Source organism: Amycolatopsis orientalis DSM 40040 = KCTC 9412, from assembly GCF_000478275.1.
Lineage (GTDB): Bacteria > Actinomycetota > Actinomycetes > Mycobacteriales > Pseudonocardiaceae > Amycolatopsis > Amycolatopsis orientalis.
On the sequence record NZ_ASJB01000031.1, the window covers coordinates 102,995 to 127,771 of the forward strand.

General features: G+C 68.4%; 25 protein-coding genes. 11 read left to right on the forward strand and 14 right to left on the reverse strand.

Going from position 1 to position 24,777, the window contains the following annotated elements; all coding sequences use genetic code 11:
- Positions 1-17: 17 nt before the first annotated feature.
- Both L324_RS09585 and L324_RS09590 read right to left on the reverse strand, forming a co-directional pair.
- On the reverse strand, positions 18-2,303 hold the full coding sequence (locus L324_RS09585; protein WP_051173807.1) for an nSTAND3 domain-containing NTPase: 2,286 nt from the start codon (positions 2,301-2,303) through the stop codon (positions 18-20).
- Positions 2,304-2,710: 407 nt separating this feature from the next.
- Positions 2,711-3,478 carry a hypothetical protein gene (locus tag L324_RS09590; protein WP_037305938.1) on the reverse strand — a complete coding sequence of 256 codons (768 nt, stop codon included), beginning with the start codon at positions 3,476-3,478 and terminating at the stop codon, positions 2,711-2,713.
- A 501-nt stretch (positions 3,479-3,979) separates the two neighbouring features.
- Between L324_RS09590 and L324_RS42730 the strand changes: the two genes are divergently transcribed.
- The gene (locus L324_RS42730) at positions 3,980-4,126 is read left to right on the forward strand and encodes a hypothetical protein (RefSeq protein ID WP_161780842.1); all 147 of its coding nucleotides are present in this window, start codon (positions 3,980-3,982) and stop codon (positions 4,124-4,126) included.
- Positions 4,127-4,251: 125 nt separating this feature from the next.
- On the forward strand, positions 4,252-4,422 hold the full coding sequence (locus L324_RS42735; protein WP_161780843.1) for a hypothetical protein: 171 nt from the start codon (positions 4,252-4,254) through the stop codon (positions 4,420-4,422).
- A gap of 623 nt (positions 4,423-5,045) precedes the next feature.
- On the opposite strand, the gene L324_RS09595 is transcribed toward L324_RS42735, so the two are convergent.
- Entirely contained in the window at positions 5,046-5,450 is a 405-nt protein-coding gene (locus tag L324_RS09595; RefSeq protein WP_037305769.1) for an arsenate-mycothiol transferase ArsC, read from the reverse strand.
- A 196-nt stretch (positions 5,451-5,646) separates the two neighbouring features.
- On the opposite strand from L324_RS09595, the gene L324_RS40880 reads away from it, so the two are divergent.
- From L324_RS40880 to L324_RS09630, 7 genes are read left to right on the forward strand one after another with little or no spacing between them, the layout of a single operon-like run.
- Positions 5,647-7,281, forward strand: coding sequence for an NAD-dependent epimerase/dehydratase family protein (locus L324_RS40880; protein ID WP_051173808.1), 1,635 nt, complete (start codon positions 5,647-5,649; stop codon positions 7,279-7,281).
- Positions 7,278-8,258, forward strand: a complete 981-nt coding sequence (gene senB, locus L324_RS09610) for a selenoneine biosynthesis selenosugar synthase SenB (protein WP_037305771.1) — start codon at positions 7,278-7,280, stop codon at positions 8,256-8,258. Before L324_RS40880 ends, senB begins: the two co-directional genes overlap by 4 nt.
- On the forward strand, positions 8,255-9,607 hold the full coding sequence (locus tag L324_RS09615; RefSeq protein WP_037305772.1) for a YcaO-like family protein: 1,353 nt from the start codon (positions 8,255-8,257) through the stop codon (positions 9,605-9,607). Before senB ends, L324_RS09615 begins: the two co-directional genes overlap by 4 nt.
- A 10-nt stretch (positions 9,608-9,617) precedes the next feature.
- Positions 9,618-10,313: a TfuA-like protein gene (locus L324_RS09620; protein ID WP_037305773.1), complete on the forward strand. Its 696-nt coding sequence runs from the start codon at positions 9,618-9,620 to the stop codon at positions 10,311-10,313.
- Entirely contained in the window at positions 10,310-10,462 is a 153-nt protein-coding gene (locus L324_RS42740; RefSeq protein WP_161780844.1) for a hypothetical protein, read from the forward strand. The genes L324_RS09620 and L324_RS42740 overlap by 4 nt, the downstream gene beginning before the upstream one ends.
- Complete coding sequence (locus tag L324_RS09625; protein ID WP_037305775.1) at positions 10,459-11,838, forward strand: MFS transporter; 1,380 nt, start codon at positions 10,459-10,461, stop codon at positions 11,836-11,838. Before L324_RS42740 ends, L324_RS09625 begins: the two co-directional genes overlap by 4 nt.
- Before the next feature lie 9 nt (positions 11,839-11,847).
- On the forward strand, positions 11,848-13,107 hold the full coding sequence (locus L324_RS09630) for a nucleotide sugar dehydrogenase (protein ID WP_037305776.1): 1,260 nt from the start codon (positions 11,848-11,850) through the stop codon (positions 13,105-13,107).
- 67 nt (positions 13,108-13,174) lie between these two features.
- Here the strand turns inward: L324_RS09630 and asnB are convergent, their stop codons facing one another.
- Positions 13,175-14,926, reverse strand: a complete 1,752-nt coding sequence (gene asnB / locus L324_RS09635; RefSeq protein ID WP_037305777.1) for an asparagine synthase (glutamine-hydrolyzing) — start codon at positions 14,924-14,926, stop codon at positions 13,175-13,177.
- Between the two features lie 104 nt (positions 14,927-15,030).
- Here asnB and L324_RS09640 point away from each other — a divergent pair, with 104 nt between their 5' ends.
- Positions 15,031-15,438: a VOC family protein gene (locus L324_RS09640; RefSeq protein ID WP_037305939.1), complete on the forward strand. Its 408-nt coding sequence runs from the start codon at positions 15,031-15,033 to the stop codon at positions 15,436-15,438.
- Between the two features lie 358 nt (positions 15,439-15,796).
- The gene (locus tag L324_RS09645) at positions 15,797-16,432 is read left to right on the forward strand and encodes a carbonic anhydrase (protein ID WP_037305778.1); all 636 of its coding nucleotides are present in this window, start codon (positions 15,797-15,799) and stop codon (positions 16,430-16,432) included.
- Here the strand turns inward: L324_RS09645 and L324_RS09650 are convergent, their stop codons facing one another.
- The 10 genes from L324_RS09650 to L324_RS09695 all read right to left on the reverse strand — a co-directional run bounded on the left by L324_RS09650 (position 16,433) and on the right by L324_RS09695 (position 24,694).
- Complete coding sequence (locus L324_RS09650; RefSeq protein WP_037305782.1) at positions 16,433-17,005, reverse strand: hypothetical protein; 573 nt, start codon at positions 17,003-17,005, stop codon at positions 16,433-16,435. It lies immediately after the preceding gene.
- Positions 17,002-17,529, reverse strand: a complete 528-nt coding sequence (locus L324_RS09655; RefSeq protein ID WP_037305783.1) for a DUF6286 domain-containing protein — start codon at positions 17,527-17,529, stop codon at positions 17,002-17,004. The genes L324_RS09650 and L324_RS09655 overlap by 4 nt, the downstream gene beginning before the upstream one ends.
- Positions 17,526-17,939 (reverse strand): Asp23/Gls24 family envelope stress response protein, encoded by a 414-nt coding sequence (locus tag L324_RS09660; protein WP_051173809.1) that lies wholly within the window; start codon positions 17,937-17,939, stop codon positions 17,526-17,528. Before L324_RS09660 ends, L324_RS09655 begins: the two co-directional genes overlap by 4 nt.
- Positions 17,940-17,943: 4 nt before the next feature.
- Positions 17,944-18,120, reverse strand: coding sequence for a hypothetical protein (locus L324_RS43065; RefSeq protein ID WP_037305786.1), 177 nt, complete (start codon positions 18,118-18,120; stop codon positions 17,944-17,946).
- Complete coding sequence (locus L324_RS09670; protein WP_037305787.1) at positions 18,117-18,413, reverse strand: hypothetical protein; 297 nt, start codon at positions 18,411-18,413, stop codon at positions 18,117-18,119. The genes L324_RS43065 and L324_RS09670 overlap by 4 nt, the downstream gene beginning before the upstream one ends.
- Positions 18,410-18,880, reverse strand: a complete 471-nt coding sequence (locus L324_RS09675) for an Asp23/Gls24 family envelope stress response protein (RefSeq protein WP_037305788.1) — start codon at positions 18,878-18,880, stop codon at positions 18,410-18,412. The genes L324_RS09670 and L324_RS09675 overlap by 4 nt, the downstream gene beginning before the upstream one ends.
- A 161-nt stretch (positions 18,881-19,041) precedes the next feature.
- Positions 19,042-20,640 (reverse strand): ABC transporter substrate-binding protein, encoded by a 1,599-nt coding sequence (locus tag L324_RS09680; protein WP_037305791.1) that lies wholly within the window; start codon positions 20,638-20,640, stop codon positions 19,042-19,044.
- Positions 20,641-20,650: 10 nt separating this feature from the next.
- Positions 20,651-21,553: a serine hydrolase gene (locus tag L324_RS09685; RefSeq protein ID WP_037305792.1), complete on the reverse strand. Its 903-nt coding sequence runs from the start codon at positions 21,551-21,553 to the stop codon at positions 20,651-20,653.
- Positions 21,550-22,938, reverse strand: a complete 1,389-nt coding sequence (locus L324_RS09690; RefSeq protein WP_037305793.1) for a serine hydrolase — start codon at positions 22,936-22,938, stop codon at positions 21,550-21,552. The genes L324_RS09685 and L324_RS09690 overlap by 4 nt, the downstream gene beginning before the upstream one ends.
- Positions 22,939-23,059: 121 nt before the next feature.
- Positions 23,060-24,694 (reverse strand): PucR family transcriptional regulator, encoded by a 1,635-nt coding sequence (locus tag L324_RS09695; protein ID WP_152546777.1) that lies wholly within the window; start codon positions 24,692-24,694, stop codon positions 23,060-23,062.
- Between the last annotated feature and the right edge of the window lie 83 nt (positions 24,695-24,777).

Here is a 24,777-nt window from a genome sequence, read left to right on the forward strand (position 1 = left end):
TCATCGCTGCTAGTGTTCTACCTGTCGACGTCGTCGAAAGGATCGCGCCCGGTTCGCAAGTTTGACGGACGAGGCGATGTGGTGGGCGACGCTATACGCTCATGGCTGCGCGACCTGGCCGGTCCGCTCTCGGGATGGTCTTCAAGGAGACTTTCTTCAAGCGAGTGCGCATGAGCCTCCACACCGTCTAGAGCGTTCAGCGCAGTAGGATCGTCAGCGAATTCCTTACGGAGATCAGCAACGGCCTCGACCAACGGATCAACGTAAGATTCAGGGGAACCCCAGTCGATGCCCGGGTAGTTGAAGGTATCCCATCCGTTGACCAGATCGTCCGCGCCGTCCTCCAGCAAGGCAGTGCGAACGACTTGGCGGATTGATAGGCGTTCCGACTCGGTTAGAATCTCTACAACGTTCCGCACACTGCACCACGCGGTATCCGGTCCTTCAATGGCGAGCTCGGTAACGTGCTCAACGAACGCCAACCGGGCCGCTTCGGGGAGCACGCCCTGAGAGTGCAGGACATTCAGGAGAAGCACGGCCGGGGTGAAGTTGCTCAGGTACATACCGGGGTGGGTCAAGGGCTCGGTGAGCTGCGGGCGATCGGCGAGGATAGCTCGGGCGAACTCTGCGGAGCAGCGACCGGACAGGAACGTGAGTACCTCCATGATCTTCTCCCGAGGGCACGCATCCAGCCTGCCGACCAGGTGTGAGTGAAGGCTCGGCGGGATGGCGACACCCGGTCGGTCAAGGTCGTCGATATTGACAGTGGCTTCGGTCAGGATTTGCTGCATCGGCGCACCTTGCAGCCAGATCACCAGCTTCTCTGGTTGCTGCGCCAGCAGTATGGCGTACGCGTCACCGACACTGGGGTGGCGGAACTCGTAGTGACCGCGTACTGCGTCGGTGTGCAGGAGCGTGCCGTTGAGGTTTCCGAGCGACGAGCGGACTTCGGCAGCCGTGGTACCGATATCGCCGATGAGCACCTCGTCACCGGACGTCGGCATCAGCGGGCATGACAGCCGCCCGCCATGCGCGAAGACGAGCGCGATGGCCGCTTCGTGCGAAGCGTCCAGCTTGTCGAGCAGATCCTGGAGATACTCCTTCGGATGGGCGATGAACAGCTTCAGGTCATCGGGTGAGGCGGGGTCGATTCCTTCGGTGAAGAACGGGTCTGCTAAGCGTCGCGCGGTTTCCGGAAGCAGGTCGACCTCGTCGCACAACGCGCGCAGGTGCGGTTTGGCCACCGTCCGGAACTCTGCGGGCTGTCGGCCGGCGCGGAGGTGGGCGTAGAGGATCTTCTCCTTTTCGAGGCGGGAGAACGTGGTTACGTCGATGGTCACGCGATCCTCGGCCAGAAACGGGAAGGCGGTCTCCTTCAGCAGTCGGCGGGCCGCTCGCCAGATGTAGTCCCGGCTCGTCAAGATCACCCTGCTTCGGTTCCGGACGATCGCCCGAACGAGTGAGAGGGTCCGGTTCCACGGGTCCATCAGCGAGCGGTCGAGGTTCATCGCACCGAAGGCGTCGTCAGCCCACAGCAGCTGGGGCTCTTCAGGGTTCCAATGACGCATCTGCGCGGGATGGTCGATCTGTGCCACGCGCAGGCCCCATTGATCACTAGCTGCCGCCGCGATCGTTGCCGCAGTGACGGTCTTGCCCGCGCCGGGTTCGCCGAGCAGCAATACGAACCCGTGAGCGTCCAAGGCGTCGATCGCTGCGCGGTACCCGTCGGTGACGACGAACGTCGCGAGGTCGTCTTGCAGTGAGTCCAGGACCGCCCTGGTCTGGTCGTATATGCGATTGTCGAGGATCTGTCCTAGATCGCCCAGCCCGTAGACCCGGGGCACTAAAGCGCGAAGACGGGGGCTCTCGCGGATTGTCTGAGACAGCCATTCGGCGCCGAGGACGACCACGCGCCCGACGCCGCGATCGCGCAGCTGTTCCTTAACGTCCGCCGCCACTTTCCCGGTCACTTGGAAGTTGGTGAGCACAATGTAGCTGTCACACAGCCCGCGCTCGACCAGCCTCTCGACCTTGGACAACTCGTCGGCCAGATCGGAGAGCGCCAAGTGCGCGCCGGCCCTGCTCGTGTGCTTCATCTGGGCAACGACAGCCCCGTGGATTCCGCGCAGGTGTCCGGCTGGCACGGGCGTGGCCCGCCCGGCGAAGGCACCGTCTTGGCCGATGTCGTTGGTGTCGCTGTAGACCTCGAGCTCCTGCCCGAGAACTTCGCGCAGCACCACCTGCCCCATATCCTGAAAGGCGCGCCAGCCGAGCGTATGCAGCTGGAATCCGGTGATCGTCAAGCCGCGCGCTCCTCCGATCCTAGGGCGAGGCCCACAAGCTTACGTGCCGTTAACGGCACGCCTGGATGGTAGGTCCGCGACTCGCGTCACGTCCGATAAAGGCACGCTAGACTCTCAGGTAGGCGTTCAATCGAACGTAGCCAGTGAACCCACTTGGCGGGCGTCCCCTCATACAGCAGGTCGGTTTTGGTGAGTGCTGGCGCTGCGTGGCCGACTTGCGCACCCAGTGCCGCATTCTGCAGATAGCTTATTAGCAGAACTCGGAAGGGGCAGAGGAGCAGCTCGGAGGGCGTGCTCCGTGGCCATCGTGGCGACGGCAGCCGCGGCATTGAGGAGTTGGTTCAGCCGGAACGCTACTGCAAACGGACTAACCGAGGCGGGGACAGTTAAGACGTTACTGGTGGTGCTCAACAACCGGCTCGACCATCGTAGTCGCCGTGAACCAAGTGCTCAGCCTCCCACTTCGCCCGTACCGTACGCATCAGCAGTCGTGAGCGCTCGGCTCCCAAACCGAAGTGTCGCATCAGGGCTTCTGCTGAGATCGGGCGTTGATGTTCCTCGCGATGACAGCGGTCCACCTCGATGGCTCGCTCAACGAGGTCGTCGTCGAGCTTCGACAAGCTTGACCGCTTCGTCGGCGGCGGAGACGAGTCGATCAGCTCAGGTCGCGTGTCCGCGGGGACTTCAGGAGCCACTGGTACGTATGGACGCGGCGACGCCGACGGAGCGGCCGTTTCCTCTTCGGGCGGAGTCGTAGAGGCGAGCTCCCGGAGTAGTGCTGGGCCGACGTCGGCCCAGCCGATCAGCAGGAGCGGGCCGACTGCATCGAACAGCGCTCGGCCGATCTCGCCCGCGATGAGCGGTTCAGCCACGTTCAATGCCAGCGTGACGAAGCTCGAGACCAGCAGCAGGCGCCGCGCCGGTCGGATCACCTCGACAGAGGCCCCACGCAGCGACAGCTGCCGGATCGCGATCAGCAGTGCCAGGACCGACAAGTCCACGGCGGGCGCAACCAGCGGCGCGACCCAACCAGGCACACCGAGCCGGAGGCCGAAGGCCAGGACGTTGCCGAACCCGAACAAGAACGTCAGCCCCACGATCACCCCGACCATGACAGTGACCAGCTGCAGGACAGCATCACGCTCGACCGGAAACCCAATAGCTTTGGCAGACACGAAGTAACTCCTCGTAACCAGCGTTTTCAAGATCAACCGGCGATATTCAGGCGACCGAAACGCGCCGAAACGCGTTCGAAGCCGCCCCAACGAGGAGGAACGAGGGACCGCATACCTGCGGAAACAGATGAAACGCCTGGTCAGGCACTGATTCGATCTTCCCTGACACGGAAGTGCTCGCCGCCGACTGTCGTCGTGCTCAAATACTACTGAGTGTTACGTTAGCCAGAGGCGTGTGGATAGTGAGCAGCTCGCCCCTCGGACACGCATTAACCCTACGGGGGGCGGATGGTCACATCGACCGTCCGCTCTTTTGCGTTATAGACCATCTCCAGGCCGATCTCGCCGTAGAGCTCCTGAAGTCTCCCTGGGCTTCCAGTTCGGCTCTGCCGATCGACGCACGTCCTGCTCCATCCGGGTCGAGGTTGGTCGCCCTGGTTCGAGTGGCAAGACGGCGAGATGTCACGGCGCCGGTGAGTTCACTCCAACGGCCCAAGGCCGGTGCCTGATGAGAAGGTTCGCCTGCTGATCGATCACCTGGGGCACGCTCTCCACCGCGCCAGCGATGACCGCCGGGTCGAGGCCGTCAGTCTGGCCGACCTCGGCACCACGCTCACCGAGGCGGGCCATCCCGTCATCGTCCGCTGACTCTGGCGAATCGCGTTCGTCATGCTGACCGAGTTCGGGGACCAGCGCCCAGAACCTCTACGTCGCGCCCACCCATCTCGATGCAGCCGAACCGCCGTCCGACGGCACCACCGAGCGACGCCACGGTGTCAGCCTGCGTCCAGCGACTTAAGTTCACCGAACGCTACCGCGGCGCGACCTGGCTACTCGCGGAAGTCCTCTCCGGTGTCGGCGCCTCCGACGGTGTGATCATCCGGGCGGTGAAGCTGGACCTCGGCCCAACCCGAGCCGCCGCCGAAGCCGGACGGAAACGGTGACGCGGCCGTACAGCGCCCTGCTCCGCCGGACGAGGCGGCGGAGCTGGCCCAGTTGGTTGCGGCCAGCGCCGCCGGCGGATGCCGAGATCGTCGACGACGCGACCGCCGGGCCGCTCGCGTATCTGCTGGAACTGCCGGCCGACGTAATCGGCGAGGAGAGACCGGAGTCGTGGCCACCACCGACTTCGCCGCCCGGATCAGCTGGGGTCCGAAATCACTGGGGAAGCGTTGCGGCGCTTGGAGCTTCCCGCGCCACGGCCATCCGGATCGGCGGGAGCAAGCATCCGGTGTCGGCGCAGCAGGCTGCCGCGATCGTGGAGCACAGCGAGGGTGGTTAGCCCGGTTGGGCACCGTGGGTAGCGTGGCAACCATGGGGGCCGGCGATCTGGAGGTCGATACCCATCAAGACCGCGTCCGAGAGCAACCGAGCCGCGGGATTCGCTCTGGTCCGGGAAATCTCGGTACGTCGCCGGGCCGGTGTGCCTGGCATCATCCGAATCGACCGTACGACCACGACCAACGCCGTGTCGTTCGCGTCCTTCGACTGAGCCATGCCTACAGCACTGGACCTGGGTCGGCACACGTGTGCCGACCCAGGCCGTTCGCAGAAATCCGACCTGAAACTAGACGTGTACGGGACTGTCCACAAGGGACGCGAGAAGTTCGCGAACCCGACGGTCCATATCGTCCCGCAACGGCCGGATCCCGGTGACCCCTTCGGTTTCCGGATCGGGGACGACCCACTCGACGTAGCGCGTCCCCTCGGCGATCGGGTAGGTCTTGCACCCCATGGTGATCACGATGTCCGCCGCCGCGACGTCGGCGTGGGTGACCTGACTCGGCACCTCCGCCGAAATGTCGACGCCCCATTCCGCCAAGGCTCCCGCCACCAGTGGATTGATCCGTTCCGCCGGGTCGCAGCCCGCCGACCGCACGGTCACCCTGCCGAATCCGTGATGCTTCAGCAGGGCGGCCGCCATCTGCGACCGGCTCGCGTTGTGCACGCACACGAACAGGATTTGCGTCATCGTGCCGTCCCTCTTGTCGGTGTTGTGTACTCATACCGAGGTTACCCGTGAAAACGTCATCCATCCCGGGTGAGGAACAGAGTGGCAATCGAGGAGAACCTCACCATTCCGTCCCACGCGCATCCACGGAGATGAGCTTGCTTTATAGGCGCTGCCACACTTTTCCGGTGCCCGGGAAAACAGGTGGGGGTTATCGATGACCGAGGTCCGGCTCAGCGGCGCCGTGATGGCGCATCCCAGACGCAGGGAAGCGGCGGAGGAACTCGCGCGCCTCGACCCCGCCGGCGCGCTGCGCGTGGTGCTCGACCCCGAGCCGGACGGGCCGCCGACGGCGTTGCGGACGGCGAGACTGGCGTGGAGCAGTGTTCCCGGCGACGCCACGCACTTCCTCGTGCTGCAGGACGACGTCGAGCTCGCGGCCGGTTTCTTCGAGCACGCGAGGAAAGCGGCCGAACAGCTGCCTGACGACGCCATCGCCTTCTACGCCAACTGGAACTCCCGCAATGGCGCGGCGGTGCGGATGGCCGCGGCGGCCGGTGCCGCGTGGGCGACCGCGGTCAACGAATACGCGCCGTGCGTCGCCATCATGCTGCCCGCGGCGGCCGCGCGTGGTTACGCGGCCTATTCCGACGCGCACTCGGAAGGCTGGCCGTGCGACGTGCTCATGTTCCGGTACCTGAAGGCCATCGGGGTGCCGATCCGCATCGCCGTGCCCAACACCGTCCAGCATTCCGGCCTGCCCAGTGTGGCGGGCAATGACGCCCACGGACTCCGGCGTTCTTCGTGTTTCTCCGCTGTCGCGCCGTCCTTCGCCGGCGGCGCGATCGCCGAGCCCGAGGTGATCCCCTTCCACAAGCATGTCACGTCGGAATGCGCCGTGCGGGCAGGCGGCTACTGGGAGTATCTCGGAACAGAACGGCTCCTGCGGCGATCGGGGATTTCGCCGCAGGAGTGCAGAACCGAATTCGAGCGCGGCGAAGACCTTTCCGAGGGGGCTTGGCAGACCTGGCTGACCGCGTTCGCCATGGGACTGTCCTCTGTGGACTCGCTCGGTGGCGACGCGCTCGATCTCGCCCTCGCGAGCATCGGCCCGGGCGGTCTCTGCGATCAGCACACCGCGTCCGAGATCGAGGCGATCACGGCTTCACACCACGAAGTCGCGATCAACGCCTTCGCCGCGGGACGTGCCCGGGCGGCCCTCCCCCGCCGTCCAGCCGCCCGGAGTGGTCTCCAGGTCGCGATCACCGGCCCCGGCGGCACGCTCACCGACCATCTGGCCGGGCTGCTGTCCGAATTCGGCCACGAGATCGTCGACGGCGAAAACCCGTCCGCCTCGACACGGCTCGTCCACCTCGGCGACGAGAACGATCCCGGCGACGTCTTCTGCGCCATCGTCGACACCGGTGCCCGTGAACACGTCCTGCGGTTCGCGACCCCGATCGGTCCGCACACCCCGGAGGATTCCTTGGTGGCGCGGTGGATCCGGCTCGCGTGGACGCGTAAGGCACTGCCGGTCGATCCCGATCGCGTCCACCAGTTCACCGACGTGCGAGACCTGGCGAGCGCGATCGACGCGGTGCTGACCGGCGGGCCGGTCTCGCCGGTGTACGACATCGCGACGGCCACGCTCACCGGGAACGAACTGGCGAAGATCGTGTGCGCCGCGGTTCGCGCGGTGCCGACGGAACAGGTCACCGAACCGTCGGAGACTCCCCTGCTGAAACTCGGGCTCGCCGCCGCGGAACTCGGCTGGACCGCCACCATCCCGGCGGACGAAGCCGTCCGGACCTTCGGGAAATGGCTGGCCTACGACACGGACTGGGACCGATGAGGATCCTCGTCGCCGGTCCGGTCCCGGCGGCCAGCGACTACGGGAACGGCGTCACCGCGCGCCGCTGGGCGAGTCTGCTCGGGGGCCTCGGCCACGAGGTCCGGGTGGTCCAGGATTACGACGGCGGCACCTACGACCTGCTCATCGCCCTGCACGCCCGCAAGAGCGAGGCCGCGATCCGGGCCTTCCGCGCCGCCTGCCCTGCCGCCCCGATCGTGATCGCGCTGACCGGCACCGATCTCTATCCGGACCTGGTCAGCGGCGGGGTCGACCTGACCCTGCTCGAAGCCGCGGCCCGCGTCGTCGTTCTGCAGCCGCAAGGGGTTCTGCAGGTGCCGGAGGCGTTGCGGAGCCGGACCAGGGTGATCACCCAGTCCATGCCGCCGATCTCCGGCGAGGCGCCCGCTGGGGACCGGTTCGAAATCGCGTTCCTCGCGCACGCCAGGCCGGTCAAGGATCCGCTGCTGCTGAGCGAGGCGGTGCGGCTGCTGCCGCCGTCGTCCCGGATCACCGTGACCCACGTCGGCGGTGTCCGCGAGGACGACATCGGCGACCGGCTGCGTGCCGAGTCCGCCGGGAACCCGCGCTATTCGTGGCTCGGCGCGTCGCCGCGCCCCGAAGCGCTCGCCGTCCTCGCCCGCAGCCGTCTGCTGGTGCTCACGTCCCGGCACGAGGGCGGGGCGAACGTCGTCACCGAGGCGCTCGCCGCCGGCGTCCCGATCGTCTCCACCCGCATCCCGGGTTCGGTCGGGCTGCTCGGCGAGGACTATGCGGGCTATTTCCCCGTCGGTGACGCGGCCGCGCTGGCCGCCGTGCTCGACGCCGCCGAGCACGACCGCGACGGGCTCTACACGCAGTTGCGGCGGCAATGCGCCGCCCGCCGCGCTTCGGCGGATCCGGAGCGCGAAACCGAAGCCTGGAAGCGACTGCTCGCCGAAGCGGTCCCCGAGAAGGCCGGATACGAAGGAGTTCGATGAAACTCAGGAAGAGCGTTCCGAAGGTCGGCGGCGGCGGGGTGCACCGGGAGTTCACCGCCGAGCAGACCTACGCGCGGATCGAACCGCATCTGCGGCGCGCCGGGGTCACCCGGGTCGCGGAGATCACCTGGCTCGACCGGGTCGGCATCCCGGTCTACAACGCCATCGCGCCCCGCTCCAACGACATCATCTCGGTGTACAACGGCAAGGGCCTGACGAACATGGACGCCAGGACGTCCGCGGCGATGGAGGCGATCGAGCGGTTCTCCGCCGCGCTTCCGGTGCGGCCGCAGGTCATCGCGTCCTACGAGGAGCTGGTCGCCGAAGGCCGCACGGTGCTGGACCCTCGCGAGAACAACGCGGAGCTTTCCGCGCACTACCGCGACGATCTCCCGATCTCGTGGGTCGAGGCGTACGACCTGATCAACGAAGAGTCCATCCTGATCCCGCAGGCCTCCGCCGTCTACGGGCTGAAGTTCCACGAACCTCCCTGCTACAAGGTGCTTTCCACCAACGGGCTGGCGTCGGGCAACAGTCTCGAAGAGGCCATCTGCCACGCGCTCACCGAACTCATCGAACGCGATTCGATGACCAACGCCGAACTCGTGAGCAGCCAGCTCGCGCAGGTGCTGGAGAAGGGCATCTTCGTCGATCCGCAGCCCGAGCACATCACTTCCCACCTGCGGGAACTGCATCCGCACGTCGACCTGGACTCGCTGCCACCGCTGGCGAAATCCCTCGTGGACAAGTTCCACGACGCCGGGCTGAAGATGCGGATCGTGCACATCACCTCGGATCTGGAGATCCCGAGTTTCCTCGCCGCCACCTCCGAAGACCTCGGCCCGACGACGTCGCAGGGCCACGGCGGGTTCGGCACGCATCCCGACGCGAACGTCGCGCTCATCCGCGCCATCACCGAATGCGCGCAGGGCCGCGCGGTGGACATCCAGGCGATGCGCGAGGACATCCGGCTCCCGACCGAGAACGTGTCCAAGTACCAGAACCACGTCCAGCGGTCGGCGACCATCGACAAGGGCGCGTGGGCCTGGCAGCCGATGCGCAAACAGGTCGCGTTCGCCGACATCCCGTCGTGGACCACCGACGACGTGATGACCGACATCAAGCTCATCCTGGACCGGATCCGCGCCGCCGGTATCGAACGCGCGCTCGCCGTCGACCTCTCCCCGCCGGGGATCCCGGTCAGCGTGGTCCGGGTGATCGTGCCGCGGCTCGAATCGTGGGCCGTCGACCACTGCAAGATCGGCCCGCGAGGGGCGACGGTCTGGAACAACGCGCTGGTCGAGTTGTCGGCCCGTAAGCGCGCCGCCGAACTTTCCAAGCCCGCCTAGGAGATCTCTCATGCGCGCAGTGGTTTTCATCGGCCCGAGCATCGACCGGGAAGCGGCGTCCGCCGAACTCGACGTCGAGTTCCTGCCGCCGGTCAAACGCGGCGACCTCGCCGAACTGCTGGCCCGGCCGGAGCCGCCGGAGGCCATCGGCATCGTGGACGGCCGGTTCCTGCAGAGCCTGTGCATCTCGCCGAAGGAGGTGCTCGAAGCGATGGACCGCGGCGTCACGATGTTCGGTTCGTCGAGTATGGGTGCCTTGCGGGCGGCGGAATGCTCGCCGTTCGGCATGGTCGGCATCGGCAAGATCTACGAGGAGTACTTCTCCGGGCGGATCGACGCCGACGACGAGGTCGCCGTCACCTACGACGAAGAGAACCTGTCGGCGCTGTCCGAACCGATGGTCAACATGCGGTTCGCCATCGCCGCCGGGATCGAGCAGGGCGCCTTCGCCCCGGAAACGGGTGAGCGGTTCCTCGAGATCGCGAAGGAGCTGTACTTCCCGCAGCGCGTCAACCGGACCGTGCTCATGTTGCTGCGCAAGGAGATCGGCGAGGACGAGTACGTCAGGATCGCCGCATTCTTCGCCGGCGGGGCACCCGACACGAAACGCGAGGACGCGCTGCTCCTGCTCGCGGCGATGCGGGAGTTCCTCGACCCGGCAGGAAAACCGCAGATCAAATCCGTCGAACACCGAGGTGCGCTGTGACCGACCCCATCGACCCGTCGCTCGCCCCGCTGGCCGGGTTCACCCCCGAGCAGCTGGAGCGGTTCCTGGAGGCCGTGCGGACGTCGTCCGACGGCGTCCAGGGCACGCTGGAATCCCTGACCATGACGATCATGACCTCCATCGAATGACCGCCGCGCCGCTGACGGAGGAGGACGTCATCCCGGCGAAGGCGGGCATCTTCTCCAAGGAGTACCGGGCGAGCACCATCGGCTTCGCGTCGGTGATGTTCCTCGAAGGGTTCGCCGCGCTGGCGCTGGTCACCACCCTGCCGGTGGCGGTCGGCCAGCTCGACGGGCTCACCGTCTACGCGCTGGCGCTGGGCGGGTTCGTCACGATGAGCCTGTTCGGCAGCGTGCTGGCGGGCGAGATCGCCGACAAACGCGGTCCCCGGCCGCTGCTGGTGCTCGGGCTGGGCCTGTTCCTGGCCGGGCTGCTGCTCGCCGGGACCGCGACGACGGTGTGGCAGCTGATCGCCGGACGCTGCGTGCAGGGTTTCGCGAGCAGCGTCGTGGTCGTCGGCCTCAACGTCACCATCGCGCAGTCGTATCCGTCGAAGCTGCGGCCGAAGGCGCTCTCGCTGATGAGCACCTGCTGGATCGTGCCGTCGATGATCGGCCCGGCGATCGCCGGGACCGTCACCGAACTGCTGTCGTGGCGCTGGGTGTTCTTCGGCCTCGCCATCCTGGTCTCGGTCGCCGCGCTGATCCCGCTCGGTTTCCTGCGGCGGCTCAGCCCGGTGGCCGACGCGGAACGGTCGACCCCGCCGGGGCTCGTCCGGGCCGCGGCCATCGTCGCGGTGGCCGCCGGGATCCTGCACTTCGGCGCCTCGGGGCTGGATCCGGTGCACCTCCTGTTCGGGCTCGCCGGCGTGATCGCGCTGGTGATCAGCGTGCCCCGGCTGCTGCCTGCCGGGACACTGCGCGCGGTCAGGGGCATTCCCGCGGCGATCCTGTTGCGCGGGCTGGCCTCCGGTATCTATTTCGCGCTGGAGTCCTACATCCCGCTGATGCTGATCAACCAGCGGCAGATCTCGGTCACCGCCGCCGGGATCTCGTTCACCGGGGCCACGCTGCTGTGGGCGGGCGCGGCGTGGCTGCAGGGCCATCCCTGGTCCGAGGTGCCCCGGCACAGACTGGTGCTGCTCGGGTCCGCGGTGATCGCCGGGTCCAGCCTGATCGCGATCTTCGGCGTCCTGGGGTTCGCGCCGCCGATGACCGCCAGCGTCGCGCTGATCGTCGCCGGGTTCGGCATGGGGCTCGTGCTGCCGAGCCTCACCGTGCTCGCGTTCGACCACTGCCCGCCGGAGGACCAGGGCCGCTACTCGGCCGCCATGCAGGTCTCCCAGGGGCTCGGCAGCGTCGTGATGATCGGCGCGGCGGGCGCGCTCTTCAACGTCGGTACCGCCGTCGGCTATTCCGGCGGCCTCGTCTACGGGGTGGTTTTCACCTTCGTGGCACTCATCGCGCTCCCGGCGTGCCTGTTGGCGCTGAGGACCCGCATCTAGGAGGCACTCGTGCAGAAGGATCTCGCGGTCATCGGCCTGGGGTACGTGGGGCTGCCGTTGGCCAGGGAAGCCATCCGTGCCGGGCTCACCGTCACGGGGCTGGACCAGAACGAGCGCGTCGTCGCCGCGCTCAACACCGGACTGTCGCATGTGGACGACATCCCGGACGCCGACGTGGCGACGATGGTGGAGGAGGGATTCACCGCGACCACCGACGAAGGCGTGCTGGCCTCGGCCGACGTCATCGTCATCTGCGTGCCGACGCCGCTGGCGTCCGACGGCGGACCGGATCTCGGCGCGGTGAAGGCCGCGGCCGAGGCGGTCAGCCGTCACCTGAAGCCGGGAACGCTGGTGGTACTGGAATCGACCACCTATCCCGGGACCACCGAAGAGGTCGTCGCCCCGATACTGGAGTGGTCGGGGCTGCGCGCGGGGAAGGACTTCTGCCTGGCGTTCTCGCCGGAGCGGGTCGACCCCGGCAACGCCGTCTACGGCATCCGCAACACCCCGAAGGTCGTCGGCGGCCTGACGTCGTCGTGCGCCGCCGCGGTGGCGGGATTCTACGGCCGGTTCGTCGACGACGTCGTCCCCGCCAAGGGAACGCGCGAGGCCGAAATGGCGAAGCTGCTGGAGAACACCTACCGGCACGTGAACATCGCGCTGGTGAACGAGATGGCGGTGTTCTGCCACGAACTCGGCATCGACCTGTGGGACGTCATCTCGTGCGCCGCCACGAAACCCTTCGGTTTCCAGTCGTTCCGGCCGGGTCCGGGTGTCGGCGGGCACTGCATCCCGATCGACCCGAACTACCTGTCGTACAAGGTGCGCACGCTCGGCTACCCGTTCCGGTTCGTCGAACTGGCGCAGGAGATCAACTCGCGCATGCCGCGTTACGTCGTCGAACGGGCGCAGGCCATGCTCAACGAATCCGGCCGGGCGCTGCGCGGTGCTCGGGTGCTCCTGCTCGGCGTGACCTACAAACCCGACATCGCCGACCAGCGGGAGTCACCCGCGCAACCGGTCGCGGCGCGGTTGCGGGCGCTGGGCGCCGACGTCGTCTACCACGATCCGCACGTCACGGACTGGCGCGTGCACGGCGACGCGATCCCGCGCGTGACCGACCTGGCCGGGGAACTCGCGTCGGCGGATCTGACGATCCTGCTGCAGAAGCACACCGCCTACGACGTCGACGTCCTCGCCGCCGGCGTGCGCCTGCTGCTGGACACCAGGGGTGCCGTTCCCCACGACGCTCACGTCGTCGCCCTCTGACACCCTCGCGTTCAGTCCTCTGGATGCGGTTTACCCCCGCATTTAGAGGACTGAACGCGTATCGGGTCTAGAGCACCAGCCGGACGCGGTAGGCCCTGAGCCAGTCGTTGAGCTGCAGGGTGGTCTCCAGCGCGGGCCGGGTCAGCCGTCCCGCGGGGAACTCGTCGTTCAGCAGCGGCGAGAGTGGTTCGTCCTTCGCGAGGATCAGCTTCCGCAGCCGGTCACGCAGGATCCGGTCGTAGGAATCGTCCTCAATGGACGGATACGGGGTCTTGGCACGGTCCAGCACCTCGGCGGGGAGCAGCTCCTTGCCGACCGCGCGCAACAGGCTCTTCTCCCGGCCGTCGAAGTTCTTCATCGACCACGGGACGTTGAAGGTGTACTCGACCAGCCGATGGTCGGTGAACGGCACCCGCACCTCCAGCCCGGCGGCCATGCTCATCCGGTCCTTGCGGTCGAACAGCACCTGCGCGTGCCGGGTCAGCCCGAGGTAGGTGACCTCGCGCATCCGGGCCTCCAGCGGATCCTCACCGGCCACAGTGGACAGTTCGGCGACGGCGGAGTCATGGCTGTCGCGTTCGTACTCACGCAGCCCGAGTTTCGTCATCAGGTCCGGCGCGAACAGCAGGTCGAGGCCTTCGTGGCGGCTTCGTCCCGAATGGACCCACGGGAAGGTGCCCGACCAGACCGCCTCGGGATTCCGGTACCAGCGGTAACCACCGAAGACCTCATCGCCGCATTCTCCGGACAACGCCACCGTCGACCGCTCCCGGACCAGCCGGAACAGCTCGTGCAGCGACGCGTGTTCGTCACCCTTGGCGATCGGCAGGTCGTACGCGGTCAGCACGGCCGCTTTCACCGGCGGCGCGAGAAGATCCACGGTGGTGTGCAGGATCTCCTCGTACCGCGCGCCCACGTGGTCCGCGACCAGGCGCGCGTGCACATGGTCGAGGTTGTCGCCCGGCTGGTCGGTCACCTTGACCGAATAGGACCGGACGTCGGAGGTCCTGGCCGCGAGCGCGGTCAGCGTGCTGGAGTCGAGTCCGCCCGACAGCAGTGTGCACAGTGGCACGTCCGCGACCAGCTGGCGGGTGACGGTGTCCTCCAGCAGCTCCCGGACCCTGGCGACCGTGGTGGCGAGGTCGTCGGGATGCTCCCGGACCTCCAGCGACCAGTATTTCCGAAGGTCGAGCCCATCGCGGCGGACTCGCAGCGTATGCCCGGGCGGCAGCTCGCGCATCCCGCGGAAGACGGCGTGCCCGGGGTTCTTCGCCACCGAGAGCAGATCCCGCAGGCCGTCCGCGTCGAGGACGCGTTCGGCGAGCGGGTTGGCGAGGATCGCCTTCGGCTCCGAACCGAAGAGGACACCGTCGGCGGTCGGGTAGTAGAAGAGCGGCTTGACGCCCATGCGGTCGCGGACCAGCAGCAGCTCGTCGCCGTCCCAGATCGCGAACGCGTACATCCCGTTGAGCCGGTCGACGAACGCGTCGCCCCATTCGAGGTAGGCGCGCAGGACGACCTCGGTGTCACTGCGGGTGTCGAACCGATGGCCGCGGGCGGTGAGCTCCGCGCGCAGCTCACGGAAGTTGTAGACCTCACCGCTGTAGGTGAGCACGGCCGTACCCGCCGTCATCGGCTGGCGGCCGCCGTCGAGGTCGATGATGGACAGCCGCCGGTGCCCCAGCGCCGCGTGCGGGGAGAGCCAGATCCCGCCGGCGTCGGGCCCCCGCTTCGCCATGGTGTCCGTCATCGCCTCGACCGTGTCGCGTTCCCGCGTCAGATCCCGCCCGAAATCCACCCAACCGGTGATGCCGCACATGGCTCCAGCCTCGCACCGGGACGGCGGTCACGGAGACTCCCGTATTGCCGGACCGATCAGGAATCGAGAAGCGCCCGAAGCCGACCTCACCTAGCGTGATCGCCATGGACATCAGCATTCACGGGAGCTTCCTCCCGCAGAACGACCCCGAAGCCGCGCTGGCCTTCTACCGCGACACCCTGGGCTTCGAGGTGCGCAACGACGTCGGCTACGACGGCATGCGCTGGATCACCGTCGGCCCGCCCGGACAGCCCGTGTCGATCGTGCTGCACCCGCCCGCCGTCGACCCCGGCATCACCGAGGACGAACGCCGCGTCATCACCGAGATGATGGCCAAGGGCACCTACGCGAGCATCCTGTTCTCCTCCGACGACCTCGACGGCCTCTTCAAGCACCTCCAGGAGGCGGGCGCCGAGATCATCCAGGAACCGACCGACCAGCCCTACGGCCTCCGCGACGGCGCCGTCCGCGACCCCGCCGGGAACCTGATCCGTATCCAGCAGCGCGTCTGAGGGCGACGAGGTGCCGACCACGGGAGGGCCCATGCCGAGCCCCGAGGAGATCCGGAACGGGTGAGGCGGGGTCGAGCATCGCCCGGCTCAGGCCGGAGGGCAGTGTCGTGCTGACCGACCTCGTGGCGGAGATGCCGGACATCGCCGCCACGACGGGCGACGGCGCGAGGAAGCATCACCATCGAGACCACGGTGTGCAGCGCCGCCGACCTGCCCTTCGGCGACGGCCGGGTTCGCCCGCGTGCTCAAACCCGGCGTGCGACTCCGCCCGTCAGGCGCTCGGCTCCATTCCTGTGACATGTGCAACGAGACCTGCGTCATGTCCGATTCGCCGTTTTTCGAGCGGTAGTCTCTCCCCATGATCGACGCGCAACTGACCCCCTCCGAGGCTTTCGACCTGTTGCTCGCCGGAAACCGGCGGTTCGTCGCCGGAACACCCGAGCACCCGAACCAGGACGCCGCCCGCCGCGCCGAAACCGCACCCGGGCAACGCCCCTTCGCAGCCCTCTTCGGCTGCTCGGACTCCCGACTGGCCGCCGAGATCATCTTCGACCGCGGCCTGGGTGACCTCTTCGTCATCCGCACCGCCGGCCACGTCGCCGGTGCGGAAGTGCTGGGCAGCATCGAGTACGCCGTCAGTGTGCTGGACTGCCCGCTGGTCGTGGTCCTCGGCCACGACTCCTGCGGCGCGGTCGCCGCCACCCGCGCCGCCCTCACCGACGGTCTCGGCACCAACGGCTTCGTCCGCGACGTCATCGAACGCGTCACGCCCAGCGTGCTCGCCGCCCGCGCCGCCGGCCTCAGCGAAGACGACGACATCATCGCCGAACACATCCGCCAGACCGTCGACCTCCTCACCGACCGCTCCCGGCTCCTCGCCGACAAGATCGAATCCGGCCAAACCGCCATCGCGGGCCTGTCCTACCGGCTCGCCGACGGCAGCGCCCGCGTGGTCACCACCCGCGGGGTATCCGCGGAAGCGACCACCGGCTGACTAAAGGGCGCGGGCGCCCGTCTTGGCGGAGAAGCGGAACTCGACGGTCACCGGCAGTGTGTCGAGGTCGAGTGCCTGCCGCAGCCGCGGCAGGCCGTCGGTGTCGATCCGGCGGCGGATTTCGGTGACGTCGCCGTCCTGTTCGGCGCTGATCACCAGCGCGACGGCCGGTGCCTGGTGGGTCCCCGCGAGCGTCGCGTGCGCGGCGTGGACGCCGGGATAGTCCGAGACCTCGGTGACGAACGGCTCGATCGCGGCGCCCGCGGCCAGCTCGGTGCGACCGGCGGCGGGATCGGTCTCGAAGCGCCAGGTGTGGGTCTTGGGCTTCCGGGTCAGCTGCGCGACGAGCCACCGCAGCACGAGCAGCCCCAGCACGACCGCGACCGCGACCGCGACGTAAAGCGCCCAGGTCGGTGGCTGTCCCGTACCCGCCACCAACGCGGATTCCGGTCGCAGGACGGTGAGCCTGCCGGAATGGGTCAGCAGGGTGAAGACACCGGCCGCGATCAGGACGAGACCGGACAAGGCGAGCAGCGTGCGATTGAGCCGGGCGGGCCGGTTGAGGCTGGTCATGACGTGCTCCTGGCGCTGCGGACCTTGACCTGGACGGCCGGGCGCGGCGCGGGGTCGATCTGGTCGAGCCGGTGCGTGATCGCGCCGCGAACGGCTTCGGCGAGACCATCGGTGGTCGCCCGCCCGGTGCTCACTTTCGCGGACACCTTGCGGGACTTGAGTTTCACCGTCGCGCTGGACACACCGTCCACTGTGGCGGCCGCGGCGCGAAGGGTGGAGCGGTAGCTTCGTCGCGAGGCTCCGGAGTCCAGCTCGCCTTGGAGCGGCAGGACGGTGAGCCTGCCCGGCAGCACCGCCGCCAAGAACAGGATCAGCCCCAGCAGAACCGCGACGCCGCCGATGACGGCCGTCGCGAGGTCACTCCAGCGCAGATCGTGCAGGGTGCCGGCGACGGTTTCGTAGCGGATCCAGGGCGGTTCGCCGAGAAGCATCTGGACCGCGACGACCGCCACGAGGGCGCAAGCGGCGAGCAGGACGATCGCGGTGAGAGTCGCGGGAACGCTGCGGCGTGGGCGGCGTTTCACTGGACCCTCCTGGTTTCGGCGGTAGCGGTGTGCAGCGCGGTGACGGTGATGTCCACTCGCGACACCGTGAGACCGGTGAACTCTTCGACGCGGCGCATCAGATGGCGGCGGGCGTCCTCCGTGGTACGCGAGACCGACATCGGATAGCTGATGGAGATCCTGACATCGAGGCTCGCGGTACCGCCGGTGACTCTCGCGGTGACCTTGGCGCTGTTGTCGATGTCCTCGCCGCCGACGGCGACACCGAGCACGCGGCTCGCGGCGCCGCCGACACCGTCGACCTCGGTCACCGCGTGCGCCGCGATCCGTTGCACCGTGCTGTCGGAAATGGTGAGGACGCCCCGGTCTCCGGCGTCGGCGGGAGCCGTCCCGAGGGTCGCGCCCGGCACAGTGGACAGAGTGGCTGTCATGGGGTCAGCCCCTGTCGCGGCCGGTGAGTTGCGAAAGGTCGAGCTTGCCGTCGAGGACACGGCCCGCCAGCAGTCCGAGGGCACCGAGGACCAGGACGACGATGAAGGCGCTGAACCCGCCGAAGGCGGCCGCGAGGCCGAGAGCGAGCCCGGTGAGCAGGCCGAGATGCGTGGAATTCATGGTTTCTCCTTGGCTGGCGCGGAGGCGATATCGCCGATCCGCACATGGACCGGGAGGCCGATCGGCCCCACCGCCGCGCGGACGTCGTCACCGATCTCGACGGCTGTCGCCGGGTAACGCCCGGTGACCCCGATGGTGATCTCGTCGTCGCGGACGCGGACCCCCGCGATCCGGCGCCCGCGCAGGAGGGTGGCGATCTCGCCGAACCGGCCGCTGTGCAGACCCGCGACATGGGGTCGGGCCCGCACAGCGGCGGCGATGCGGTCGGCGTCGATCTCGACGCCGGTGGTCACTGGACGCGGCCGGTGTCGCTCTTGGCGTCCTCGTCCTCGTCGTCGCCGGGGATGTGGACGTCGGAGACGTTGATGTTGACCTCGACGACCTCGAGTCCGGTGATCTGCTCGACCGCGCCGATGACGTTCCTGCGCACCGCGCGGGACAGATCGGCGATGGACACGCCGTATTCGACGAGGATCTGCAGGTCGACCGCGGCCTGCTTCTCGCCGACCTCGACCGACACCCCCTGGCTCGCCGAGGCCGTGGCACCGGGGATGCGCTCACGGATCGCGCTGAACGCCCGGGCCGCACCGCCGCCCAGGTCGTACACGCCGGAGATCTCCCGCGTGGCCAGTCCGGCGACCTTCGCCACGACGGTGTCGGCGATGGTGGTGGCACCCTTGCTCGACTCCAACGCGCCCGTGCCGGCCTTCTCCACCTGGGACGACTGGCTGGGAACCTTGGTGGCGGTCGAATTCGTCATGACTTCTCCTCGGGTCGGTTCTAGCGGTCTCGATGGAAGTTCACGCTCGCTCCATCCTTACTTCCACACCACTAGGACCCCGCCCTGAGGAGATCGTCACGACCCCATCGTGTGACACCCGTCCCTCCCGGCACCGAGCTGGACGCCCCCGGGCGCGCCGGTCAGTCGTACATCCGGATCGACGACGGCTGGAGGAAGGTGTTCGAGATTTCGAACCTCGCCTTGTTCCCGAAGGTCGGGAGCACCGAGTTCGCGAACTGTGCGACGTCCTGGCGTTCGAACAGCGCCGTCTCCGCGGCCAGCCAGTCCGGGCAGCCCGCGTCCCCGGCCTGGGTGGCCGCCTTGGCGACCAGCGCGTCGTACCGCGGGTTGTCGATATGCGCGAAGTTCGTGCCCTCCGGGGGACGGCTGCCGGATACGAACGGGACCAGCTGGCTCGGCAGATTCAGGCTGACCGGTGCCAGCGAAAGGTCCCAGTCGCCGGTGGCGAACATCGTCTGGCTGATCGCCGGGCTGTCCAGGCCCTTGAGCGTGACGTCGACGCCCGCCTCCTTCCAGCCTCGCTGCATCAGCTCGGCGGCCGGTGTCATGGTCGCGCCGATCTGCGTGCCGTAGATGGCGGTCAGCGCGAGACGCTTGCCCTCCCTCACCCGGATGCCGTCCTGGCCCGGTTTCCAGCCCGCCGCGTCGAGCGCGCCCTTGGCCGCGGCGAGATCGAAGCCGGGGATGTGCCCGGTGGCGGAGTCGCCGGTGCACGCCGGGGGTTCCATGGTGATCAAGCTCCGGACCGGGGCGCCGGTGTCCCGGGTCAGCACCTTGGCGACCGGGGCGAGGTCGACTGCCTGCACCAGCGCGCGGCGCATCGCCTGGTCCGCGCCGAACCGGCCGGGTGCCTGGTTGAACCACAACTCGCCGAACGCCACGGTCGTGTCGGCGTGGAACAACCCACGCGCCCGCAGCCGCTGCTGGTCCGGCCCGATCACCTGGGCGGCGTTGAGTTCGCCGGACAGCAGCAGGTTCGCGACGGTCGTCATGTTCGGGATGACCCGGATGACCACCTTGTCCGGCAAGCCTTTCTGCCGCGGATCGAAGGTACCCGGCCCCCAGTTGTAGTCCTTGCGCCGGGTCAGCGTGTAGTGGTCGTTCGGGACGATCTCGGACACGGTGAACATGCCGGTTCCGTGCTCGCCCTTGGCCAGGGTCTTGCGGTCGGCGAGGCCCTTCGCGCAGACGATCGGGACGTTGCCGACGTTGCGCAGCAGGAACGCGTCCGGTGCCCCGCTGGTGACCTTCACGGTGCCCGCGGAATCGTCGGCGACCGCCTTCGTGCCCACCTGCACCGTGTTGCCCGCGATCGGTGACTTGTTCGCCGGGTCGCCGATGAAGTTGATGTTCGCCGCGACGTCCTTCGCGGTGAGCGGGCTCCCGTCGGGACAGGTGATGCCCTCGCGCAGGGTGAAGGACGCGGTGGTCGTGGTGGCGTCCCAGCGCGCCGCGAGCCCGGCCTCGGGCTGCCCCTTGCCGTTCATGCCGAGCAATCCGTCATAGAGGTAGCGATCGATCTCACCGGCGACCGAGAGCACGGTGAGCGCCGGGTCGAGCGTTCCCGGATCCGAAGCGACCGAATAGGTGAAAGTCCTGCCGTCGGCCAGTTCCCGGTTCGCGGCCGGATCCGTCCCGGAGGGCGCCGGTGCCGTGCACGCGCTCACGGTCAAAGCCACCACGACTGCCGTCACGGCGGTGTGCCGAGCAGTTTTCATGGGAGTTCTCCTACGGTGTCACGTTTTCGGCGAGAAGGTGGTCGACGGCCAGCCGGGCGGCGGCGCCGATCGACGCGTCGACCTCGGGAAGGCGGTCGTCGAGGGAATGGGCGCGCGTGAACACCGCGACCGCGAACCGGCGGCCCCCGGGCAAGGTCAGCACTCCCGCTTCGTTGCGGATTCCCGGCAGCGTCCCGGTTTTCGCGGCTATCCGCACCCCGGACGGGAATCCGGAGGACAGCCGGTGCGGCCAGATCTGCTGGGCCATGATCGTCCGGACGCGTTCGCAGGCTTCGGGTTCGCCTGCCCGGTCGGTCCAGATCGCGTCGAGCAGTGCGGTCGTCTCGCGCGGCGTCGACGAGGTTTCCCTTTCCGGATCGCACATCGACAGGTTCCGCACCTGTTCTTCGGTGGCCTCGGCCAGCAGCGCGTCGATCTCGGCGAGTTCGGTCCCGCCGAGTTCGGCGACCCCGATCCGGAACGAGTCCTCGCAGGAGCCGATCAGCCGGGTGCGGATCAGCCCGAGGTCGGCGACCACCCGGCAGATGGTCTCCTGGCCGAGCCTGTTCCAGATCAGGTCGGTCGCCGCGTTGTCGCTCATCGTGAGCATGAACCAGGCGAGGTCGCGCCAGGTCATCTCGACGTCGTCCGCGCAGCCCGCGGTGCCGATGCCGCCGATCCGGTACCGCGCGGTCACCTTCGTGTACTCGGTCTCGTCGAGCCGTCCTGCCACCACTTCCCTGGCATAGGCGAGCGCGATCGGGATCTTGAACACCGAGGCGAGGACCACCTGATCATCGGCGCCGACCGACACCTCGGCACCGTCCGGCACGCCGACCTCCCTCGCGTGCAGCGACCCTTCGGCACCCGCGGCGGCGAACACGGCTTCGATCCGTTCGCGGATGTCGTTCACCGTGACACCCGCCGGTCCGCACGTCCATTGTGGAGGAACCGGGCACGGCCGGTGCCGTCGTCGCCGACGAACTCGTGGGCCACATAGGCGCCGGGGACTTCCGGGATGACGGCGACGAAGGTTTCGCCGTGCCACGGCAGCAGTTCGACCGTGCCCGAGGGCTCGTCGAGTTCGGCGAACTCCCCCTTCGGAGTACGCCGCAGCCAGAGCCGGCCGCCCTCGGCGGTAACGACGGTGGAGACGACCCGCGACGAGTACTCCCCCACATACCGGGAGAGATCGGCCGGGGCCTGCCCGGCATCCGGTTCGGGCAGTGGCGGGACCGTGACCCCGGCGAGGTCACTCATCAGCTTGGTGGCGATCTTGTGGTAGACCTTCAACGTGGCTCCGCCGTTGGTCATCAACGCGAACGCGACGCCGCGTTCCACCGCGATCCGCAGGAAGGCCGACTGGCCGATCGTGCCACCGTCGTGGCCGATCACGGTGCCGCCCTGCCAACCGAAGTCCACCCAGCCGAGGCCCCAGTGGGTACCCATGATGCCGAGATCCGGCACGGCGACCTGCCGCTCGCGCATCGCGCGCACCGACTCCGGCGACAGCACCTGGACGCCGTTGTCGGCCTTGCCCTCGTTCAAATGCAGGCGGGCGAAGGTCAGCAGATCGCGCGGGCGCATGATCAGCGTCGCACCGGCGGGCGCGTTGGAGCGGGCGAGCGACCAGACTTTCGTGGGCACCGGTTCGCCGCCCGGTTCCGGCAGGCTGTGGCCGACCGCGGCGCGATGGCGGATGGCGTCCTCGGCGCCGCAACCGGCGTGGGTCAGGCCGAGCGGGCCGATCAGCCGCTCGCGTACACAGTCGTCCCAGCACTGGCCTCGCAGCACCTCGACGATGCGGCCGAGCACGCAGTAGCCGGCGTTGCTGTAGGAGAACCGCTCTCCCGGCGGGAACAGCTGCGGCATATCCGCCAGCAACGGGATAAGCTTCGCCACCGCGTCCTCGCCGCTCCCGGTGTCGGCGAAGACGTCGCCTTCGAACCCGCCGGTGTGACACGCCAGCTGCCGGACGGTGATCGTGGCCGCGGCGCGGGCGTCGGCGACCCGGAACTCGGGCAGGTAATCGCGCACCGGACGGTCGAGGTCGACCAGGCCCTCGTCGACCAGCTGCATGATCAGCGTGATCGTCCAGATCTTGGAGATCGACCCGATCTGGAACACCGAGTCCGTTGTGGACTCCACCCCGGTGCTCGTGTTCACGACACCCGCCGCGTGCTCGACGATCTCGCCGTCGGCGAACACCGCGATCGCGGCACCGGGAACCTGGTGCCGGTCCAGCAGGGAGGCGAAATTCTCCCGGAGCCAGGTATCGATTTCCGAAATTTTCGACATGCGCACCTCTTGTCCGGTGTGGATGGTCCGGCGTTGCGGGAATGCTAGGTCCCGGCGGGAGGTCCTTTGTTCGTCCGGACCGAGGAGAGCGGAGGGGAAAGTTCGTCCGCACGGACGGGAGTCAGGCTTCTCCGGGCCGCATGCCATGAAGCAGCAAATGCAGCTGCACCATCGCCGCGAACCGGTCCCGGGGATCGTCGAGGTCGATTCCGCCCACCTCGGCCAGCCGGCGCAACCGGTAACGGAAGGTGCTCGGATGCACATAGGCCGCCGCCGCGGCGGCGTTGGCGTCCCCGAACGCGTCGAGCCAGCACCGCAACGTGTGCACGAACTGGGACTGGTGTTCCCGGTCGTAGGCCAAGAGCCTCGCGATCGGCCCGGTCGCGACATCGCCGCGGGCCGCGGACAGGTCCGCCAGCTCGAGCATCAGCGCGTCGACGTGCGCGTCCTCGGCCGTGAGCACCCGGTTGGAGCCGCCGTCGGCGAGCAGCACCCGCAACGCCCGGTCCGCCCCACTGCGGGAGTCGTACAGGCCCGCACCCTCGAGTGCCGGCGGTCCGACGCCGATCACCGCGGAGACCCGGTGCCCGATTCGTTCCAGGAACGCGGTGGCGACGCGCACCGAGCGTTCCTGATGATCGCCGTGGTTTCGGGGCACCGGCACGATTCCGTACGCGACGTCGCCGATGAGCGCGACCGCCGATCGCGGCTGGACCGCGCTCAGATGCATGGCGAACGCGTCGGCGACCCGCTGGCGTTCGGTGGCGAGCCAGGGATCGTCGCCTGCCGGGTCGAGCAAACCCAGCGCGAGAACGACAGCTGGTTGACCCAGCAGGCCGAGACGTGCGACGGCTTCCGGGGCCTGGCGTCCGCCTTCGAGCGCGGTACTCACCAGATCGGCTCGCAGCCGACGTTCGACATCGGCTCCGGCGCGCAACCGGAGCAGGTGCAACGCCACGATCTTCGAAGCGTCCGTCAGCGCCGCCGCACGTTCCTCGCTCAGCGCGTGATCGACCACGGCCCAGATCGAGCCGAGCACCTCATCGCCCGCCCGGACGGCGACCACCACCCGGGGACGGTTCTCGCCCTCGTCGTCGTCCGGATGGAAATAGACCGGTCCCGTCTCGCTGTAGAGGCGGTCGAAGAAGCCGCTCTTCTCCAAGCCACGGGTGTAGCGTTCCGGCACTTGGCGGCCGAGGATCGTTTCGACCCGCGGCGGATCGGTCTCGTCCTGGCGGCCGGAGAACGCGAGCACCCGCGAGTCACGGTCCTCGATGGTGATCGGCGCGTCGAGCAGCGCGGCGATCGCGTTGGCGAGCGCGAACAGGTCGCCGGTCGGGATTCCGCCGAGTGCCTGCGGGGAGACGTCGCCGACGTCGCCCTCGGCCAGCAACGTGCGGAGCATCGCGGCCAGCTGCGTCCACGACGCCCTGTTCGCCAGCCCGAGCAACGCGACGCCGGAGGACGCCGCCGCCCGCGCCGGCCCGGCCGAAGCGGCGACCGGCGAACGCACGACCAGCGCGGACGCGCCCCGTTCGCCGAGTTCGTGCAGCAGCTTGACGATCTCCTCGGGATCGCGCACCCCGACACCGAGCACCACGGCCCGCTCGGGGAACTCGGCGTCGTCGTACGGGTCGTGGATCACCACGCCGCCGAGGTGGCGACGGGCGGCCCGGCCGACCGCGATCGGCTCGAGGAGCACGTCCCCGAGTGCTTCGATGACGCGACTCAGACTCGTATGCGGTTTGCTCGGCACCGGTGTCCGCACTCCCGAATATCGATCCGGCCTCGCCCGGACCGGCTGGTGAGGACCCTAGGAGGATTCGGGGGCGGCCCGTT